This window comes from Vreelandella janggokensis (genome assembly GCF_031451615.1).
Classification (GTDB): Bacteria; Pseudomonadota; Gammaproteobacteria; order Pseudomonadales; family Halomonadaceae; genus Vreelandella; species Vreelandella janggokensis.
In genome coordinates this window covers 1-17,799 of record NZ_JARWAJ010000005.1, presented here as the reverse complement: position 1 = coordinate 17,799, position 17,799 = coordinate 1, and the positions used below count along the sequence as shown (strand labels likewise).

The 17,799-nt window shown below is 58.8% G+C and carries 16 protein-coding genes; 5 read left to right on the top strand and 11 right to left on the bottom strand.

Going from position 1 to position 17,799, the window contains the following annotated elements; all coding sequences use genetic code 11:
* Positions 1-698 precede the first annotated feature (698 nt).
* The 5 genes from QC816_RS13740 to dksA all read right to left on the bottom strand — a co-directional run bounded on the left by QC816_RS13740 (position 699) and on the right by dksA (position 6,596).
* The gene (locus QC816_RS13740) at positions 699-2,087 is read right to left on the bottom strand and encodes a sigma-54-dependent transcriptional regulator (RefSeq protein WP_199284514.1); all 1,389 of its coding nucleotides are present in this window, start codon (positions 2,085-2,087) and stop codon (positions 699-701) included.
* Complete coding sequence (locus QC816_RS13735) at positions 2,080-5,013, bottom strand: ATP-binding protein (RefSeq protein WP_268902128.1); 2,934 nt, start codon at positions 5,011-5,013, stop codon at positions 2,080-2,082. The genes QC816_RS13740 and QC816_RS13735 overlap by 8 nt, the downstream gene beginning before the upstream one ends.
* Positions 5,003-5,179 carry a hypothetical protein gene (locus QC816_RS13730; RefSeq protein ID WP_176243723.1) on the bottom strand — a complete coding sequence of 59 codons (177 nt, stop codon included), beginning with the start codon at positions 5,177-5,179 and terminating at the stop codon, positions 5,003-5,005. Before QC816_RS13730 ends, QC816_RS13735 begins: the two co-directional genes overlap by 11 nt.
* 1 nt (position 5,180) lies before the next feature.
* Complete coding sequence (gene gluQRS / locus QC816_RS13725; RefSeq protein WP_309782850.1) at positions 5,181-6,080, bottom strand: tRNA glutamyl-Q(34) synthetase GluQRS; 900 nt, start codon at positions 6,078-6,080, stop codon at positions 5,181-5,183.
* Between the two features lie 78 nt (positions 6,081-6,158).
* Positions 6,159-6,596 carry an RNA polymerase-binding protein DksA gene (gene dksA / locus QC816_RS13720; RefSeq protein WP_066316091.1) on the bottom strand — a complete coding sequence of 146 codons (438 nt, stop codon included), beginning with the start codon at positions 6,594-6,596 and terminating at the stop codon, positions 6,159-6,161.
* 185 nt (positions 6,597-6,781) lie between these two features.
* Between dksA and QC816_RS13715 the strand changes: the two genes are divergently transcribed.
* Together QC816_RS13715 and sfsA are read left to right on the top strand one after the other, a co-directional pair.
* The gene (locus tag QC816_RS13715) at positions 6,782-7,942 is read left to right on the top strand and encodes an aminotransferase class I/II-fold pyridoxal phosphate-dependent enzyme (RefSeq protein WP_199284517.1); all 1,161 of its coding nucleotides are present in this window, start codon (positions 6,782-6,784) and stop codon (positions 7,940-7,942) included.
* The gene (sfsA, locus tag QC816_RS13710) at positions 7,939-8,730 is read left to right on the top strand and encodes a DNA/RNA nuclease SfsA (RefSeq protein WP_309782842.1); all 792 of its coding nucleotides are present in this window, start codon (positions 7,939-7,941) and stop codon (positions 8,728-8,730) included. Before QC816_RS13715 ends, sfsA begins: the two co-directional genes overlap by 4 nt.
* Here sfsA and metW read toward each other — a convergent pair.
* The 5 genes from metW to QC816_RS13685 all read right to left on the bottom strand — a co-directional run bounded on the left by metW (position 8,677) and on the right by QC816_RS13685 (position 12,758).
* Entirely contained in the window at positions 8,677-9,270 is a 594-nt protein-coding gene (gene metW / locus QC816_RS13705) for a methionine biosynthesis protein MetW (protein ID WP_066316286.1), read from the bottom strand. The genes sfsA and metW overlap by 54 nt on opposite strands.
* A complete protein-coding gene (metX, locus tag QC816_RS13700; protein ID WP_085920174.1) occupies positions 9,270-10,466 on the bottom strand; it encodes a homoserine O-succinyltransferase MetX in 1,197 nt (398 codons plus the stop codon). The genes metW and metX overlap by 1 nt, the downstream gene beginning before the upstream one ends.
* A 53-nt stretch (positions 10,467-10,519) precedes the next feature.
* Positions 10,520-11,113 (bottom strand): YggT family protein, encoded by a 594-nt coding sequence (locus tag QC816_RS13695; RefSeq protein WP_085920175.1) that lies wholly within the window; start codon positions 11,111-11,113, stop codon positions 10,520-10,522.
* 29 nt (positions 11,114-11,142) lie between these two features.
* Positions 11,143-11,967 (bottom strand): pyrroline-5-carboxylate reductase, encoded by an 825-nt coding sequence (proC, locus tag QC816_RS13690; RefSeq protein WP_264825367.1) that lies wholly within the window; start codon positions 11,965-11,967, stop codon positions 11,143-11,145.
* A gap of 86 nt (positions 11,968-12,053) precedes the next feature.
* Positions 12,054-12,758: a YggS family pyridoxal phosphate-dependent enzyme gene (locus QC816_RS13685; protein ID WP_199284520.1), complete on the bottom strand. Its 705-nt coding sequence runs from the start codon at positions 12,756-12,758 to the stop codon at positions 12,054-12,056.
* Between the two features lie 33 nt (positions 12,759-12,791).
* Between QC816_RS13685 and QC816_RS13680 the strand changes: the two genes are divergently transcribed.
* The gene (locus QC816_RS13680; RefSeq protein WP_309782839.1) at positions 12,792-13,835 is read left to right on the top strand and encodes a type IV pilus twitching motility protein PilT; all 1,044 of its coding nucleotides are present in this window, start codon (positions 12,792-12,794) and stop codon (positions 13,833-13,835) included.
* A gap of 3 nt (positions 13,836-13,838) precedes the next feature.
* A complete protein-coding gene (locus QC816_RS13675; RefSeq protein WP_085920179.1) occupies positions 13,839-15,005 on the top strand; it encodes a PilT/PilU family type 4a pilus ATPase in 1,167 nt (388 codons plus the stop codon).
* 10 nt (positions 15,006-15,015) lie between these two features.
* Here QC816_RS13675 and QC816_RS13670 read toward each other — a convergent pair whose 3' ends face one another.
* Positions 15,016-16,146 (bottom strand): anhydro-N-acetylmuramic acid kinase, encoded by a 1,131-nt coding sequence (locus QC816_RS13670; RefSeq protein WP_309782837.1) that lies wholly within the window; start codon positions 16,144-16,146, stop codon positions 15,016-15,018.
* A gap of 115 nt (positions 16,147-16,261) precedes the next feature.
* Between QC816_RS13670 and tyrS the strand changes: the two genes are divergently transcribed.
* A complete protein-coding gene (tyrS, locus tag QC816_RS13665) occupies positions 16,262-17,461 on the top strand; it encodes a tyrosine--tRNA ligase (RefSeq protein WP_199284522.1) in 1,200 nt (399 codons plus the stop codon).
* Positions 17,462-17,799: the final 338 nt, after the last annotated feature.

Here is a 17,799-nt window from a genome sequence, read left to right as displayed (position 1 = left end):
CTAAACGCAGAAAGGGGAGGCTAATAAGGCCTCCCCTGTAAAAGCGACAATCAGCGTCCGTTGCTGCTGTTTTTCTTCATGATGGCACATCGCCCTGAATACGCACCGCAGTCGGTAGGCGTGGCAATCACGTGGATTCCGACCGCCTCGTATTCAAAACAATAATCCAACCGCGAACTTTTCATCCCCCGGCGAGTTGTTGTTGGGTCCGGGGTGTACACACTGACTACTGTTGTTCTTGTTAGGGCGCAGTCTTTCAGGTGTACGTCGCGTCCATTTTTGGGCACTTGCCGTATGTTGTTGTTGTGTATAGCGCTTATTTTTCTTAGCGCAAGCAAGTAACGAGATACAAGCCTGTTGTTTTTGTTAGTACCGTTATCTCTGCCTGGCCGTGTTGTTTTTGTTTTGGCTCAGGTCTGGGCGGTGTCATGTTGTTTTTGTTGACGACTTACCGCGTTGCCCAGTTTGTTTTTCTTACCCAGTTATATTGCACTCGCCGTGCCACTCGTAGAATAATTCAGAAAATTCAGTAGGTTGAAATTTTCCGCTATGCCAGGGAACGATCGTGGGAAATAAGTGTTACCCGCTTTGAGCGGTCTTTCGTGTGGGAAGGTAACAGTATGCGGGTAACGAATTTCGTGGATATTTCTTTGATAAATCAGTGTATTAGACGTTAGTTGTAGGTGCGATTGAGCTGTTCAGGTAGGGCGGCGTGCCGTCTTCTTGCGCGGTATGCCCAGCCGCTGGCGTCGCTCCCATAGGTTTTTGCGGCTGATCCCCAACTTCTGTGCCAGCTCGGTCTCGCTCATCTGGTCCTGATGCTCAAGTACAAAGTGTTGGAAATAGTCTTCCAATGACAGGTCATCTTCTTCGGTGCCGGATTGAATCGTGTCGGCGCTGGCGGCTGACGGAGGGGGGCTAGCCGCTGGTGTCGGGCGATGCGAAACGGGGGCCAGTCCCAGGTCATCGGGGTGGATCAAATGGCCTTCGGCCAGAATGACGCCGCGTTCCAGGGCATTTTCCAGCTCACGCACGTTGCCGGGCCAGGGGTAGTCACGCAGCTCATGGCGCGCCGCCCGGGATAAGCGCAGCCCTTGGCGTTCGTGGCGCTTGCAGGCCTTGTCGAGCAGGATGTCGGCGATTTCCAGCACATCGTCCTCACGCTCACGCAACGGCGGCAGCTCTATCTGCATGACGTTCAGTCGGTAATACAGGTCCAGGCGAAATTCGCCACTCTTGGAGAGCGCACGAAGGTCGCGATGGGTCGCGGCGATCAGGCGGACATCGACATGGCGGGTTTCCACCGATCCGATTTTGCGAATTTCGCCTTCCTGGAGTACGCGCAGCAGCCGTGCTTGAGCGTCGAGGGGGAGCTCGCCAATTTCGTCCAGAAATAACGTGCCGCCGTCGGCGGCTTCGACCAGCCCGGTACGCGCGGCGCTGGCGCCGGTAAAGGCCCCTTTCTCATGACCAAACAGTTCTGACTCGATCAGCGTCTCCGGGATAGCCGCGCAGTTGACGCATATCAGTGGGGCCTTGGCCCGTTTGCTTTGTTGGTGCAGGGCCCGGGCGACGAGTTCCTTGCCGGTGCCGGACTCCCCCAGAATGAGCACCGTGACATCGGCGGGGGCGGTTTTGCGAATGCGGGTATAGACCTGCTGCATGGCCACGCAGTTGCCGATCATGGTTTGGCGGCCACCTCCGTCATCGGTGATGGCGGGGGGCGGGCTGTGTTGCATTGACTGCTGGTGCAGAATCCGTGCAACGGTTTCCAAAAGCTCTGCGTGGTCAAACGGTTTAGCAACGTAATCCACAGCGCCCTGTTTGAGGGAGTCGACCGCTGAGCGCATGCTGGCATAGCTGGTCATGATCAGAACCGGCGCCGGGGCGGCGGCCTGGATCAGGCGGGTGCCCGGCTCACCGGGCAGGCGCAGGTCGCTGATAATCAGATCAAAGCCGACCAGCTCAAACGTCTCGGCCTCTTCAGCACTGCCCGCTTCGCTGACCTCGTAGTCGTGACGCTCGAGCAGACGCCTGAGCGCACTGCGGATAATGGCTTCATCTTCAACAATCAGAATCCTAGACATGGGGCAGCTGATCATCCTGTTGGAAAAGCGGTAGCCACAAGGTAATGGCCGTGCCGCGAGATGTTCCGGGCGGTGGCGACGCCACCTCTATTCTGCCGTGATGCTCATTGATAATTTGGTAGGCCAGTGATAACCCAAGACCGGTGCCTTCACCGGCCGCTTTGGTGGTAGTAAAGGGCTCGAACAGGTGGTCACGTACCTTGGGGTCAATACCCAGACCATCGTCGGTAATACACCACCATGCCTGATCATCCTGCCTGTCGGCCGTAATGTGCACGCTGCCCTCGGGGCTGCAGGCATCCCGTGCGTTGCCCATTAGATTCACCATCACCTGGGTCAAGCGCTGGGCATCACCTTGCACCACCAGCTCTTCCGCACACGCATTGGTAAAGATGACATCCTCGCCCGAGCGGGCCAGGTGGATCAAGTGCAAGGCATCGTCGGTGATCGTTCTAAGCACGACAGGCGAGCGCGGCATGCCGGGCGAGTCGCGCCCGGCATGGGCAAAGCCGACCAGCGAATTGACGATCTTGGTCACCCGTTCGGTCAACTGCTGAATATGGTCGGCGGTTTCCAGCAAGGCGGGATCCTGAGTGTCATAACGCAGGTTTTGCGCCAACGACGAGATGCCGGTGATCGGGTTGCCTATCTCATGGGCAACACCCGCTGCCAATTGGCCGATGGAGGCGAGGCGGGCGGCGTGAACCAGTTCATCCTCCAGCCACTTCATCTCGGTGTGATCTTCCACCAGGATGACGCTGCCACCACGGCTGTCATTACCGCTCAGGTCGGCTTTATGCAGGGTCAGGAAGTAGTCTTTATCATGGAGCCTTACCGCTTGTTTATACAACGGTGACGGCCCCTCGTTGAGCACGCTACCCAGCAGCCATGGCCAGGGGGCGGGCAAGCTGTCCCGGCGCGAGCCGATCACGCTTTCACCGCTGATGCCGGACAGCTGGGAAAGCGCTTGATTCCACATGACCAGCTCTTCGTCGTCGCCGAGGACGCAAAGCCCGACGGGCAGGTAAGCCAGCGTTTGACGATGGTGGCGGCGCAGGCCGTCGAGTTCCCGGGCCAGCCCCGTGAGCCGCGAGCGATAGGCTTCCAGGCGGCTTTCCACGAAATGGATGTCATCGGTAATCGGCGCATCGTCGTGCCGGTAGGGCAGGTAACGGTCGACGATGTCGCGCGCCACTGAAGGACCCATCAAGCCAGAAAGGTTTGCCTGGATACGGTCGCGCAAGCGGCGCAGTGCGTAGGGGCGGCGTTCCTGGTGAGTCAGGTTGAGTGCCTTGAGCGCGCGGTCGACTTCACGGTGGGCGGCGTCATCGCCCAGTGCCTGGGCCAGGTGGGCGGAGAAGTCACTCGCTGTGGCGGCTTCCAGCGGCAGGCGTTTCGAGCGAATGACCGCATCCACCGAGCAGGCTTCGGCCGCCGATTTTTCACCTTCCGAGGTGCGAGTGAACAGCGAAACGACAATCAGCAGCAGGATGTTGAGCGATTGAGACAACAAGGTGACGCTATACCAGATGGGTGCATCCGTGGGTGTCAGCGGTGTCAATGGCAGGGTGGGTGGGGTATAGCCCGCCACCAGGGGCAGCCATAGCCCCCAGAGCCAGACGCCAACGCCACCGATCAGGCCAGCCACCATGCCCTTGCGGTTGGCACCCGGCCAGTAGAGCAGTGCCAGCATGCCTGGCAAACACTGGGCCATGCCGATGAAGGCGGCGAGCCCCAGGCTGGTCAGCGGGTGATGACGGCCAATCCACTGATAAAACAGCCAACCGCTTAAAATAACCCCGATCACCAGCCCCCGGCGCAGCCATAGCAGCCAGCCATACAAGTCGCTACGTGCTTCGGGGGGCCTTGCCACCAATACGATGTGGTTAAGCACCATGCCCGAGAGTGCCAGCGCGATCAGCATCATGGTGCCGCTGGCGGCAGCCAAGCCGCCGATAAACGCCAGCGCACCGACCCACCAGTGCTCGCTCAATGCATAGGCGGCGTAGGCGGTGATGGGGAGTGTCTCGTTGACCGACTGCGCAGCCCACCAGATAAGGGGGACAGGCAACGCCATCAGCAGTAAAAATAACGGCAAGGTCCAGCTTGCCTGCAGCAGGGTTTGCGGTGACAGGCTTTCCGCAAAGGTGATATGAAACAGGTGTGGCATCATGAAGGCGGCGGCAAAAAACAACAGCAGCAGGGTGCGCCATTGGGCGGGATCAAAACGCGCTGTGTGTGCCTGGGCAAGGTAGCCGGGGCCTTCGAGCCATGCCTGCAAGTCGCCAGGGCCGCTGAACACCAGCCACAATGCCACGGCACCCAGCCCCAGCATGGCCAGCAGTTTGACGACCGACTCGATCGCAATGGTGCTCAACAGGCTGTTGTGACGGCTATGCACATGACTATGTCGCGCCCCTAGCATCACCGCTAAAGCGGCGATGGCCGTGCAAAATGCCAGTGCCACGACAGGACCAGCCTGGCTCTGGGTGAAAAGATTGACCGCCTCGCTCATGGTTTTGACCTGAATGCCCAGTAAGGGCAATACCGCGAGCAGGCTGACCAAGGTTACCAGGGTGCCCGCCCAGCGGGAGCGAAAACGAAAGGCGAACAGGTCCGCCAGGGAGGCGAGTTGGTAGGTGCGAGTGATCCGCTGAATGGGGACCAACAACACCGGGGCAAGCAGAAAGGCACCGGCGGCCCCCAGGTAGTAGGCGAGATAGCCAAAGCCGACATTAGCCGCTAGTTCGACGCTGCCATAAATTGCCCAGGCGCTGGCATAAACGCCCAGTGCCAGGGTGTAGACGGCAGGGTGACGGCTGATGCGCAACGGTATCCAGCCCCGTTCCACCGCCAGGGCACAGCCCAGCAGAAGGGCGAGATAGCCCAGGCCGAGAAACAGCGCGCCAAAAACCTCAACGCTCATCCAGTTTCCTCTTCTGATCGAGCCACAGCGTCAGGGCGATCAGCCCACCCCAGATAACAAAGGGCCGATACCAGGCCACGCTCGGGTCGCTCCAGCCATCCATCAGCAAGGGGGAGAGCAGATAGCCGCCAAACACCAGAAACAGCATGATGCGGTAAACGTACATGTCAGGGCTCCTGTGGCAGTTCGCGCTGCGCTGACGGTGACAGTTGTTCGACCGACCAATGCGTCACCGCCCAGTCTAACTGCGTTGTCACCGGTGCTTGGGAAAGGTCATCGGGCGGCGCCTGGTCAAGTGCCTGCAGCGCCCGAAACAGCTGCTGGCGTACGGCGTGCGGCTCGTCGGCCAGCGCAGGTGCAAGGTTCTGCTTGGAAAGCTTCTGGCCCTGCGATGTCACCACCAACGGCAAATGCAGGTAACGTGGCTCGGGAAATGCCAGTGCCACTTGCAGCTGGCGCTGCCAGGGCGTGTTGTCGAGCAGGTCAAAGCCTCTGACAACGTCCGTTATGCCCTGCTCGGCGTCGTCGACCACCACCGCCAGTTGATATGCCCAGAGAGCATCTTTGCGCTTGAGGATGACGTCCCCCAGGGTTTCAGGGTCTAATTGCTGCCAGCCAAACAGGCGGTCGTGCCATTGGATCGGGCGCTTGCCCAGATCGCTGCGCAGCCGCCAGGCGACCGGCTGGGCGGGGTCACTCAGCCCTGTGCGACACCAGCCGGGGTATACTGGATATGCCTGCCATTGTTTGCGCGAACAGCTGCAAGGGTAGGCCAGCCCCTGATCGGCCAGCGTATCGAGCGCCTGCTGATAGGCAGCGTGGCGGTCATGCTGCCAGCGAACGGTCTCGTCCCAATGAAGACCAAACGTTTCCAACTGGTGCAGAATGGTGCTGTCAGTGCCTGGTGGGCAGCGGGGTGGGTCGATATCTTCAATGCGTACCAGCCAATCGCCGCCCGCCGCGCGGGCGTCCAGGTAACTGCCCAGGGCCGCCACCAGCGAGCCGAAGTGTAGCGGCCCTGACGGCGTGGGGGCAAAACGTCCTTGGTAGCGAAGTGGTTGCGTCATCAACGTCTTCCAGAAACCAAAACGGGCACCACAGGGTGCCCGCATTCCACAATAGCATACAGGTCGATTGTTCCTGGCTTAACCGCCGAGTTGCTTCTCCTTGAGCTCGGCCAGGGTCTTGCAGTCGACGCATAGCGTGGCGGTCGGGCGCGCTTCAAGACGGCGAATACCAATCTCGACGCCGCAGGCTTCGCAGAAGCCGTAATCGTCTTCGTCGATCTTTTCGATGGTTTCGTTAATTTTCTTGAGCAGCTTACGTTCGCGATCCCGAGTGCGCAGCTCAAGGCTGAAGCCTTCTTCCTGGGTCGCCCGATCAGCCGGATCGGCGTAGTTGTTAGCATCTTCCTGCAGGTGGCGTACGGTACGGTCCACCTCTTCCATGAGGTCCTGTTTCCAATCCAACAGCAGCTGGCGGAAGTGCGCCAGCTGTTGGTCATTCATATATTCTTCACCCGTTGCCGGCTCATACGGTGTGAAGGGCTTGGACGCTTCCGGTTTTTTTTCCGCTACTGGCATGGGAGTGCCCCCTACGTATGTGACTACTGATCGACCATGAGCGTGTGTCACGATCTCACGCCAAAGGGATGCTTGTTTAGCTGAAAATTGGCTGCGTTGCAAGCATAATAGGGTGCTTTCTATCATGAACTTGCCTTCAGTGCGACCAAGCTCATGTTTTTACTACCGCTAGGTAAGGAGCCACTATGGCCTGGAATTCACGCGTGAATCATGTCGCACCTTTTCGTGTGATGCATCTACTGGAAATGGCTCAGGCGCGTGAGGCAGCGGGCCATGATGTGATTCACCTTGAAGTAGGGGAGCCGGATTTCGCTACCCCTGCGCCGGTGGTGGCCGCGGGCCAGCAAGCATTGGCGACTGGCAAAACCCGCTACACGCCTGCCGCTGGCCTGCCCGCATTGCGCGAGGCCATTGCCGGCCATTACGCGGAGCACTTCAATGCCTCGGTGGACCCCGCGCGGATTCTGGTCACCCCTGGCGCATCGGGGGCATTGTTGTTGGCCAGTCAACTATTGGTCGAGACAGGCGACCGGGTAATGATGGCCGATCCCAACTATCCGTGTAATCGTCATTTCATGGCCCTGGCCGGTGCCGACGTCGATGCTATCCCGGTTGGTCGTGAAAGCGGCTGGCAGTTGGACGCTGCGCTGGTCAAGCGGCACTGGCAAACCAATACGCGGCTGGCGATGTTGGCATCCCCCTCCAATCCGACCGGTCATACGTTGAGTGCCGATGCCTTGCAATCGGTATTCAAGGCGGTGTCCGAGCGTGGCGGCGAGGTGCTGGTCGACGAGATCTATCAGGGGCTGAATTACGACGATGCGCCTCTTTCGGCAACGTCGTTGTCTAGCGACGCCTTTGTGGTCAACAGCTTTTCCAAATACTTCGGCATGACAGGCTGGCGCCTGGGCTGGCTGGTGGCCCCTGAACACGCGATCGAGCCGCTCACCAGGCTTGCCCAGAACGTGTTTCTTGCCGCTCCTACGCTTTCCCAGCACGCGGCATTGGCTGCCTTTACCCCCGAGTGCCGCGATATTCTCGAGACTCGGCGGACGACGCTCAAGCAGCGCCGTCAGGTATTGCTTGAGGGCCTGGCGCAATTAGGGCTGGCGCCGGATTTGCCGCCCCAGGGGGCGTTTTATCTGTGGCTGGACATCTCCCGCTATAGTCGTGACAGCCAGGATTTTTGCGAACGGCTTCTGCGTGAGGAGAACGTGGCGATCACCCCGGGTATCGACTTTGCCGTTCAGGGCGGCGAGCATCATGTGCGTATTGCCTTTACCAACGACGTCGAGCGGCTGGAAGACGCCGTGGAGCGCATCACCCGCTTTGTGAGCCGTCTATGAGCCTTGCCTGCCAGGGCTTGGTGCCCGGTACCTTGCTGCGGCGCTACAAGCGCTTTCTGGCCGATGTGCGCCTGGATGATGGCCGGGACGTCGTCGCCCATTGTCCCAACACAGGCTCGATGAAGGCGGTCAATGTGCCCGGTTGCCGCGTATGGCTGTCGCCAAGCGATAACCCGAAACGCAAGCTGGCCTGGACCTGGGAGTGGATCGAGCTGCCGCAGCCGGATGGCACGGTGGCACTGGCTTCGGTGCATACCGGGCGTGCCAACCGCATTGTGGAGGCGGCCATCGAGGCGGGCGATATCGCGCCGCTGGCTGGCTATCAAACCCTCAAGCGCGAGGTGAAAATAACCGATGCACGGCTCGACTTTCGCCTGGATGACCCTGAGCTTGGTAATGCTTACATCGAAGTAAAGCAGGTGACGCTGAGAGAGTCTGATGGCCATGGCTATTTCCCCGACTCGGTCAGCGTACGAGGCACCCGGCATCTGCGTGCGCTACAGGCGCTGGCCGAGCAGGGCGGGCGGGCGGTGCTGCTGTTTTGTGTCGCCCATGAAGGCATCTGTGACGTGGCGCCCGCGGCGCATATCGACCCTGCTTATGCCGCGGCGCTGGGTGAGGCGGCGCAAGCAGGGGTCGAGGTGTTGGCGTACGGGATTGAGGTGCAGCGGGCTGCGGCAAGCCCCGCGTTCGTGCGTTTATCGCGGCCCTTGCCGATACGCTGGCCAGATTCGCTAGCGACGGCGAACGCGGAAAATGGCGATTTCACCGAACAGGTTGGGCCATAGCCGGGAAGTCCAATGCCCACGGTGGTCACCCACGCCCACGGCGCGATCCACAATCACCATGCCTTTTTCACGGCACAGGTGCTCAAAGTCGTTGAAGGTGGAGAGATGAATATTGGGGGTGTCGTACCAGGCGTGAGGCAGCGACTTCGAGACCGGCATGTAGCCCCGCAGGCCCAGATGAATGCGGTGACGCCAATAGGCAAAGTTGGGAAACGTGATGATGCCCTCTTCGGCAACGCGCAGCATTTCATCGAGCATTTTATCGGGGCGACGCAAGGCCTGCAGGGCCTGGGTCATGATCACCTGATCGTAGCTGTTGTCGCAGAAGCTACCCAGGCCATCGTCAAGGTTATGCTCGATGACGTTGACGCCGCGGGCTACGCAGCCGGTAATGCCGTCGTGATCGATTTCGAGCCCATAGCCGGTCACGCCTTTGTGCTGGGCCAGCGCTTCGAGCAGTACGCCATCACCGCAGGCCAGGTCCAGCACGTGCGCGCCTTCGGGGACCCAGTCATAAATCAGTTCCAGATCAGCGCGCATCATGGTGTCTCCTCTGCATCCGGATGAGCGAGGTTAAGCTCGCGGGCCGCGCGGTTCATGAAGGCGCCGAATACTGCTTCGTAGCGTGGTTCGGGTAACAAGAAAGCGTCGTGGCCATGGGGCGAGTCGATATTGGCGTAGCTCACCGGTTTGCCCGCACGAGTGAGGGCGTCGACCAACTCCCGAGAGCGTGGCGGCGGAAAGCGCCAGTCAGTCGTGAAGCTGACAATCAGGAACGGACACTGAGCCGGGGAGAGGGCGTTGGCGAGGTCTCCGCCCTGCGTGGCCGCCGGGTCGAAGTAATCCAGTGCCTTGGTCATCAGCAGGTAGGTATTGGCGTCAAAAGCGGTGGAAAACGTATCACCCTGGTAGCGCAGGTAGGACTCCACCTGGAATTCGACGCCGAAGCCGAAGTTCAAGTCGTTGCTGCGCAGGTCACGGCCGAACTTGCTGCCCATGGCGTCTTCGGAAAGATAGGTGATATGGCCCACCATACGAGCCAGCTTCAGCCCACGCTTGGGCACGGTATTATGTTCGGCGTACCAGCCGTCAAAAAAATCCGGGTCGGAGCGAATCGCCTGTCGCGCGACTTCATTGAAGGCGATGTTCTGCGCTGACAGGCGTGGCGTCGCGGCGATGACCACCGCATTGGCAACCCGGTCAGGGTAGGTCATTGTCCATTCCAGCACCTGCATACCCCCCAGGCTGCCACCCACAGCTGCCGCCCAGCGCTCGATCCCCAACTGATCGGCCAGGCGAGCCTGGCTGGCCACCCAGTCACTCACCGTGACCATGGGGAAGTCGGGTCCCCACTGGCGTCCGGTGTCGGGATTGTGGCTCACCGGACCGGTGCTGCCATGGCAGCCGCCCAGGTTGTTCAGGGACACGACGAAAAAGCGGTTGGTGTCGATAGGTTTGCCGGGGCCGATGTGGGCATCCCACCAGCCGGGTTTGCGGTCTTCCTGACTGTGATAACCCGCCGCATGATGGTGGCCGGACAGGGCATGACAGATCAGTACCGCGTTGCTTCGTTCGGCGTTAAGGGTGCCGTATGTCTCGTAAATCAACTCATACTCGGGCAGTACCTTGCCGCAGGCGAGCGAAAGCGGTGTGTCGAACTTGGCGACATTCGGAGTGACCAGCCCGACGGAATTCGTCGGCCGGTCTTCAAAAGCAAGCGTGTCTGAATCGGGCATCGAAAGCGTTAGTCCTGCTGAGTCAGTCGTCGTAAATAAGCCATTGCGAGTGATTACAGGCCGACCAGGGCGCCGGAAATGCCGGCCGCGCGAATCAGTGAGCCAACCAGTAGCCCATCCACCAGATTAATGGCGATAAATACCACAATGGGAGATAAATCAATCATGCCTAGCGGCGGGATGACTTTGCGTACCGGCGCCATGATGGGCTCCACCAGCTGCATGACCAAGAGCGCGCCTGGGTGGCTAGCGTTGGGGGCGACCCAACTTAGGATGATCATCACGATCAAGGCGAAGAAGTAAATCTTCAGGATGGCGTTGGCCAGCGCGGCGATGCCAGCGATCAACAGCCCTGTAACAGGCGGCATGCCAACGCCGATGACCATGAAAATGGCGATAATGCTGAGGACCTTGAGGACAAACCCTGCCGCCAGTGTCGCAAGATCAAAGCGACCGGCGACCGGCCCTAGAAAGCCCTGGAACAGGCCCACGACCGGCTGGGTAATCTTGACCACTGTCTGGCTCATGGGGTTGTAATAGTCGGCCCTTGATGCCTGCAATAAAAATCGCAGCATGAGTAAAAACAGATAAATGTTGATCAGCGAGTTAACCAGCATTAACCCGGCGCTGCCCAATTCGTTGCCCATGGCTGTTTCTCCTATAAAATCCGCTTGGTTTAGTGGCCGCTCAGTTCCTTGGACATGGCTTGGGCGCGCTTGGCGCAGGCCTGCATCGCATCAGCGATTGTCGTCCTTAGCTGGGCATCTTCCATGTGTTGAATCGCTTGTTCGGTCGTTCCACCGGGCGACATGACATTCTGTTTAAGTGTTGCCGGGTCTTTATCGCTTTGTTGTGCCATGGTGGCGGCACCCAGCGCGGTTTGAATCGCCAGGCGGCGCGCTGTATCAGCGGGAAGGCCGAGCTTGACGGCGGCGTCTTCCATGGCTTCCAGCATCAGGAAAAAATACGCCGGCGCGCTACCGGAGACCGCTGTCACCGCGTCCAGCAAGGCTTCTTCCTCGACCCATTCGACGATACCCACCGCTTCCATTAGGTGAGTCGCGACATCGCGCTGGGCATCGCTGACCCGCGCATTAGCATACAGGCCACTGGCACCGCGTCCTACCAAAGACGGTGTATTCGGCATGCAGCGAACCACAGCGTTATCCCCGCCCAACCATTGGTCAATGGTGGCCGCGTCAAGGCCGGCGGCGATGGAAATGACCAGAGGGTTGCGTTGTTTAACCGTGTCGCTAAGCGCTTCGCATACGTCGCGCATGATCTGTGGTTTAACGGCCAGCACCAGAACGTCGGCCTGACTCGCGGCGGCGTTGTTATCGGTTTGCGTCTGAATATTGAGGCGTGTGCGAATCGTGTCCAGTTCGCTTTCCCGTGGCGCGGTGGCAGTGATGTCGGCAGGCGTGACACCGCTGTCGATCAGGCCGCCAATGATGGCGCTTGCCATGTTGCCTGCGCCAATGAAGGTGATCTTGTTCGTCATGGGGGTATCCTCTGTTGAAAAAGGCGGCGTTGAGCCGTGTTATGTCACTCGTCGGGGTAAGGCATTCCCGCTTAGTTCGTTGGTTCTCAGGTCGTATCCCGCGCGCCAAAGATCGCCGTCCCTAAACGTACCAGTGTGGCACCTTCCAGCACAGCCGCTTCCAGATCGTCGCTCATGCCCATGGAAAGCGTATCGAGAGGCGCATCGGGCAGAGCCTTCTGCAACGCCGACAAAAGCTCGCGCATCTCGCTCAGAGGCTGACGCTGGGCCGACAGGCTTTCTGCCGGAGCAGGGATTGCCATCAGGCCTCGCAGCTTGAGGCCAGGTAGTGCTGCGACCTCTTTGGCAAGGGCTTCCACGTCCTCTGGCATGACGCCTGATTTTGAGGGCTCGCGGCTGATGTTGACCTGTAAGCAAACGTTGAGTGGGGCTAGGTGGGTGGGTCGTTGTTCGCTAAGCCGCTTGGCAATTTTCAGGCGGTCAATGGTGTGCAGCCAGGCGAAATTTTCCGCAACAGCGCGTGTTTTATTCGATTGCAGAGGGCCAATAAAATGCCACACAAGGTCGTCCAGGTCGGCCAGTTCTTCCTGTTTGTCCAACGCCTCCTGCAGATAGTTTTCACCAAACTCGCGCTGACCCAGCGCGCTTGCCTGGCGAATCATCGAGGCCGGTTTGGTTTTGCTTACGGCCAGCAGCGAGGCATCATCAAGGGGGCGGTCAGCGTCAATGAGCGCGCGTTCTAGTCGCTCACGCGCGCGGGCTAGTGACGCTGGAAGCGCGTTATCTGTCATACTCAAGCACCTTACCGCAGCTGGGGAAGAAAGATGGATATTACCGAACTGCTGGCATTCTCGGCAAAGCAGAATGCTTCAGACCTCCACTTATCCGCGGGCTTGCCGCCCATGATACGGGTTGATGGCGATATCCGTCGGCTGAATGTGCCCGCCATGGATAACAGTGAGGTCCGTCGGTTGATTCACGACATCATGAACGATCGCCAGCGTCGCGACTACGAAGAACACCTTGAAGTCGACTTTTCTTTCGAAGTGCCGGGCGTGGCGCGTTTTCGGGTCAATGCCTTTAATCAGGCACGCGGTGCGGGAGCGGTATTTCGCACCATTCCCAACCAGGTGCTATCGATGAAGACCCTGGGGCTGGGGGAAGTGTTCGAGCGCCTTTCAATGCTGCCGCGCGGTCTGGTGTTGGTGACCGGGCCAACCGGTTCGGGAAAAAGTACCACACTCGCGGCCATGATCGATTACATCAACGATCATCGCTTTGAACACATTTTAACCATCGAAGACCCGGTTGAGTTTGTGCATGCCAGCAAGCGTTGCCTGATTAATCAGCGGGAAGTCCATCGTGACACGCATGGCTTTGCGGAGGCATTGCGCAGTGCGCTGCGCGAAGACCCGGATGTGATTCTGGTGGGAGAGCTGCGCGATCAGGAAACCATCCGCCTGGCGTTAACAGCGGCAGAGACCGGACACCTGGTGCTCGGGACGCTGCATACCACCTCAGCGGCCAAGACCATTGACCGGATTATTGATGTCTTCCCCGGCGAAGAGAAGGCCATGGTGCGTTCGATGCTGTCGGAGTCGCTACAGGCCGTGGTATCCCAGGCGCTGTTGAAACGCCAGGGGGGCGGCCGTGTGGCGGCCCATGAAATTCTGATCGCGACCTCGGCGGTGCGCAATCTGATTCGTGAAGACAAAGTGGCGCAGATATTCTCGGCGATTCAAACCGGCGGCAATCTGGGTATGCAAACGTTGGACGCCGCACTGATGCAACTGGTCAACGACGGTCATGTCGGCATGGAAGATGCCCAGGCGCTGGCCAAGGGCACCCTCACTTCGCGGGAGGCGTAATCGATGACGAACAACGACGCCTCAACGCTGACGCCTGGCCAGTGGTTGCATCAGCTGTTGGACATCATGGTGACGCAGCAAGCCTCAGACCTACTCATTTCAACGGGGGCACCACCCAGCCTCAAGATGCCCAGCGGGCTGGTTCCTCTTGGCCAACGGCCCTTGAGTGAACATCAGGTAAGTGAGCTGGTAACGCACACCGTGCCTGAAGGGCTGCGCGAGCGTTTTAGCCAACAGCGCGAGGCGAATTTTGCGCTGGGTTTTGAAGACAAAGGGCGCTTTCGCGTTAGCGCCTTCCAGCAGCGAAATCAGCCCGCCATGGTGATTCGCCGTATTGAGCAGCACATTCCCACTCTGGAAACCCTGGGTGTGCCCACGGTGCTTGCCTCGCTCGCCCATGCCAAACGGGGGCTGGTATTGGTGGTAGGGGGCACGGGGACCGGGAAATCCACCACCCTGGCGTCGATGGTGCAGGAGCGCAATGAAACGATCGGTGGGCACATCATCAGCATTGAAGATCCGATCGAGTACCTGCACCCGCACAAGCGCGCCATCGTTAACCAGCGTGAAGTGGGGATTGATACCGAGTCATTTGAAGTAGCGCTCAAGAACACCCTGCGCCAAGCCCCTGATGTGATCTTGATCGGTGAGATACGCAGCCGTGAAACCATGGAACATGCGTTGACGTTCGCTGAAACAGGGCATCTCTGTCTGGCCACCTTGCACGCCAACAACGCCAATCAGGCGTTGGAGCGTATCATTCACTTCTTTCCTCATGAGCGTCATGAGCAGATATGGATGGACCTCTCCCTCAATCTCCGCGCGGTGGTGGCTCAACAGCTGTTGCCCAGGCTGAACGGTGGTCGTTGTGCGGCGGTTGAAGTCATGCTGCCGTCGTCACGGATTGCCGACCTGATTCGTAAAGGCAGGGTCGCCGAGATTAAAGCCGCCATGGCGGCGTCGCGTGATGACGGCATGCAGACGTTTGATCAAGCACTCTTCGATCTTTGCCAGGCATCACAGATCAGTCATGAGGTAGCGCTTGCCCACGCGGACTCCGCCAATGACTTGCGACTCATGCTGAAGCTGCAGGGGGAGGCGACGTCGCGTTCGCTGGATGAGCGTGCTCCAAGTCATTGGGACCTCCGCGACCGCGACGATGCATGGTGACGCTGATGTCCTAGGGCGCGTAGACACCGCCAAGGACGCGCGGCCCTCTGGCACCGGTCACCGAGGGCAGATTGCCGGGTAGCTGGTGCAGGCGCTGGTGGGCCAGCCAGGCAAAGGCGCCTGCCTCGATCCAGTCTTCAGGCCATCCGTAGCTTGACGGTGACGCAAAGGTGGCAAACGGCAAGTGAGCGGCCAGCCTGGCCATGAGATCAGCGTTATGCGCACCGCCCCCGCAAGTAATCAACGTGACGCCCTGATGAGAGAAAGGCAACTGCTGGATGCCTTGTGCAACACTGACCGCAGTGAGTTCGGCAAGTGTGGCCTGGACATCATCAGGCGTTTCGTGACCGGCCAGATGACGTTCCAGCCATGGCAGATGAAATAGCTCTCGACCCGTGCTACGCGGTGGCGGCTGTTGAAAAAAGGGGGCATCCAGTAGCCGTTCCAGTAACTCAGGGTCCACATTGCCGCTGCCAGCCCAGGCCCCATTCTGATCAAAACGGCCGCCCTGGTGTTTTGAGAACCAGGCATCCAGCAACACATTCGCAGGCCCCGTATCGAAGCCGGTCACAGGCGTTTTCGAGTTGCTGGGCAGCCACGTCAGGTTGGCAAAACCGCCCAGATTCAAGATGAGCTGTTCGCCTTCCTGGCGCCCAAACAGCGCCTGATGAAAGGCTGGTGCCAGCGGTGCCGCCTGCCCGCCTGCTGCCAGATCGCGTCGTCGAAAATCAGCCACAACGGTGCAGCCGGTCAACTCCGCCAGCAGGCTAGGGTTATCCAATTGCAGTGTGTAAGCAGGGCCTCCATTATGGCCGTCTGGAGCGTGCTCAACGGTCTGCCCATGGCTGCCTACCGCCTGGATCTGTTCAGGCGAAAGTTGCTGTGCGGTTAGCAGGGCTTTCACCGCCTCGGCTTGCAGTCGGCAAAAGGCGTCCTCCGCGGCGGCCAGCTCGGCAAAGCTCACTTCTTGTGCATGACAAAGATGCAGCAGCTGTTCATGCAGCGTGTCAGGCATTTCGGCAGCCAGGGTGCCCAGCAGTTGTGGCGGTGTATCGCGGTCAATCGCCACCAGAGCGGCATCGATGCCGTCAAGGCTAGTGCCCGACATCAGGCCAATATAATAATGTGGTGCAGATTTCATAAGACGACCCATACAAAGCGCGTTAAGGCTCAACCAATATCCGTGAGCATGATAACATCGCCCACTATTTATTATTCGAACGCCAACAAGGCGATGCTTACGTGGAGATAAAGCAATGAGTGAGGTGGATCAGGCGCTAGCGTTGCTGTCGCGGGGGACGCACGAAATCCTGCTGGAGGAGGAGCTGCGCGAAAAGCTGGCCTCTGGCCGTACACTGCGTATCAAGGCAGGTTTCGATCCTACAGCCCCCGATCTACACCTAGGGCACAGCGTCCTGCTGACCAAGATGCGCCAGTTCCAGGATCTGGGGCACACCGTTATCTTCCTCATCGGGGATTTCACCGGTCGTATTGGTGATCCCACCGGTAAAAACGTGACTCGCAAACCGCTGACCGAAGCTGACGTTAAAGCCAATGCCGATACCTACAGGGAACAGGTATTTAAAATCCTTGATCCCGATAAAACCGAGGTACGCTTCAACGCTGAATGGTTTGGCGATCTAACCGCCGCCAAGATGATCGAGCTGGCAGCGCAAAGTACTGTTGCGCGTATGCTCGAGCGCGATGACTTTGAAAAACGCTACAAAGCCAACCAGTCGATCGCCATCCACGAATTTCTCTACCCGCTGGTACAGGGCTATGACTCGGTCGCGTTAGACGCGGATGTCGAATTAGGCGGTACTGACCAGAAGTTCAACCTGCTGATGGGGCGAGAGATCCAAAAGCATTTCGGTCAGGAGCCGCAGGTGGTGATCACCATGCCGCTACTTGAAGGTTTGGACGGTGTGCAGAAGATGTCCAAATCGCTGGGTAATTATGTTGGCGTCGATGAAACACCCGGCTCCATGTTCAATAAGCTGGTTTCCATGCCGGATACCTTGATCTGGCGCTATTTTGATTTACTGTCGCTGAAGTCCAACGAAGAAATCGAAGCGCTTAAGCAAAGCGTTGAGCAGGGTGCCAACCCACGCGATGTCAAAATGGCGTTGGCGCGTGAGCTGATAGCGCGCTACCACGGAGATGAAGCCGCGGCCAATGCACATAAATCTGCCGGCAACCAGTTGGCGGATGGTGAGTTGCCCGAAGATCTTCCCGAGGTTGAGGTTGATTTTGAAGGCATTGACGATGCGCCGATTGCCGCTGTGCTAAACCGTTCGGAGTTAACCAAGAACAGTGCCCAGGCCAAAGACATGCTGAAAAATGGCAGCGTCAAAGTAGATGGCGAGGTTGTGGCGCAAGACGCCATGCTGTCCACCGGCAAGGCTTACGTTATCCAGGCAGGCAAGAAACGTTACGCCCGTGTGACACTGCGCTAATTTTTTCCGCACACCCCTTGCGTCCTCGTCAGCAAAGCCGTAAAGTACGCATCCGCTGCCGGGGACGCCAGGCGTTGCCAGCGGTGGATGAGGTGTAAAAACCTTGTTTTGTCAGTAGGTTAGGCAAATAGCAGGAAGGAAAATCGAGTTAAACATTTCCTTCGCTTCTGCCAAACAGCCGTTGACAAACATTGGAAAGTGCGTAGAATAAGCCTTCCTCGCTTAGCAGCGGCCACGTCAGGTTTTAAGGCCCGCAAGCGAAACGCTCTTTAATAATGTGATCAGGTAATTCATGTGGGCGCTTGCCGATGAGGGTGATAAATCACCAATTATCAAGG

What these genes read in the sequence shown, in the direction of transcription:
- QC816_RS13740 (WP_199284514.1), bottom strand. Translation starts at nt 2,087, where the DNA reads ATGTCTAGGATTCTGATTGTTGAAGATGAAGCCATTATCCGCAGTGCG.
- QC816_RS13735 (WP_268902128.1), bottom strand. Translation starts at nt 5,013, where the DNA reads ATGAGCGTTGAGGTTTTTGGCGCGCTGTTTCTCGGCCTGGGCTATCTC.
- QC816_RS13730 (WP_176243723.1), bottom strand. Translation starts at nt 5,179, where the DNA reads ATGTACGTTTACCGCATCATGCTGTTTCTGGTGTTTGGCGGCTATCTG.
- gluQRS (WP_309782850.1), bottom strand. Translation starts at nt 6,080, where the DNA reads ATGACGCAACCACTTCGCTACCAAGGACGTTTTGCCCCCACGCCGTCA.
- dksA (WP_066316091.1), bottom strand. Translation starts at nt 6,596, where the DNA reads ATGCCAGTAGCGGAAAAAAAACCGGAAGCGTCCAAGCCCTTCACACCG.
- QC816_RS13715 (WP_199284517.1), top strand. Translation starts at nt 6,782, where the DNA reads ATGGCCTGGAATTCACGCGTGAATCATGTCGCACCTTTTCGTGTGATG.
- sfsA (WP_309782842.1), top strand. Translation starts at nt 7,939, where the DNA reads ATGAGCCTTGCCTGCCAGGGCTTGGTGCCCGGTACCTTGCTGCGGCGC.
- metW (WP_066316286.1), bottom strand. Translation starts at nt 9,270, where the DNA reads ATGCGCGCTGATCTGGAACTGATTTATGACTGGGTCCCCGAAGGCGCG.
- metX (WP_085920174.1), bottom strand. Translation starts at nt 10,466, where the DNA reads ATGCCCGATTCAGACACGCTTGCTTTTGAAGACCGGCCGACGAATTCC.
- QC816_RS13695 (WP_085920175.1), bottom strand. Translation starts at nt 11,113, where the DNA reads ATGGGCAACGAATTGGGCAGCGCCGGGTTAATGCTGGTTAACTCGCTG.
- proC (WP_264825367.1), bottom strand. Translation starts at nt 11,967, where the DNA reads ATGACGAACAAGATCACCTTCATTGGCGCAGGCAACATGGCAAGCGCC.
- QC816_RS13685 (WP_199284520.1), bottom strand. Translation starts at nt 12,758, where the DNA reads ATGACAGATAACGCGCTTCCAGCGTCACTAGCCCGCGCGCGTGAGCGA.
- QC816_RS13680 (WP_309782839.1), top strand. Translation starts at nt 12,792, where the DNA reads ATGGATATTACCGAACTGCTGGCATTCTCGGCAAAGCAGAATGCTTCA.
- QC816_RS13675 (WP_085920179.1), top strand. Translation starts at nt 13,839, where the DNA reads ATGACGAACAACGACGCCTCAACGCTGACGCCTGGCCAGTGGTTGCAT.
- QC816_RS13670 (WP_309782837.1), bottom strand. Translation starts at nt 16,146, where the DNA reads ATGAAATCTGCACCACATTATTATATTGGCCTGATGTCGGGCACTAGC.
- tyrS (WP_199284522.1), top strand. Translation starts at nt 16,262, where the DNA reads ATGAGTGAGGTGGATCAGGCGCTAGCGTTGCTGTCGCGGGGGACGCAC.